This window comes from Candidatus Komeilibacteria bacterium CG_4_10_14_0_2_um_filter_37_10 (assembly GCA_002793075.1).
Taxonomy (GTDB): Bacteria; Patescibacteriota; Patescibacteriia; order UBA1558; family UBA1558; genus UM-FILTER-37-10.
Genome location: PFPO01000051.1, coordinates 2541 through 3012 on the forward strand (window position 1 = coordinate 2541; position 472 = coordinate 3012).

A 472-nucleotide genomic window follows, 5' to 3' on the forward strand; every position below is an offset into this window, starting at 1 on the left:
AGCGGAACTTGCCTTATCAAATCAGCCGGCGTTTTCGGGCGTTTGGCCTTATATTCGGGAGACTTAATGTGGCGGAACGTCGGTGCCGGAAAATCAAACGTTGCGGCAATGTATTCGGGGTGAAAGTTGTTTATTATCCTAAACAGTATCAGAACAAACCCGTAAACGGCGTTCACCAGATCTCCTTGCCTTGTTTTTAATGGCGGAAGAGCGTGATAGGCCCGGTGGATTAACGCATTGCTGTCGATAATCACCATTACCTCCCCATTGCCACTGTTTTGTTCATTATTTGCCATTGTCTGATTTTACCATAGCGCCCTTAAATTGGTTAGGCGGCTAATCAGGCTACCATACATAGAAAGAATCGCTAATCGACAATTAAAGGCAAGCTAAAAAATGCCGAGGGTGCGGATTAATGAACCGGTAAGGTGTTGAGGCAATATGATAATGTCCTAGTGCGGGCAAGATAGAA

General features: G+C 45.3%; 1 protein-coding gene. It reads right to left on the bottom strand.

What is annotated here, in order from left to right:
* Positions 1-296 (bottom strand): hypothetical protein (locus COX77_02820; GenBank protein PIZ99008.1); only part of this gene is annotated, 296 nt, incomplete at its 3' end.
* Positions 297-472: the final 176 nt, after the last annotated feature.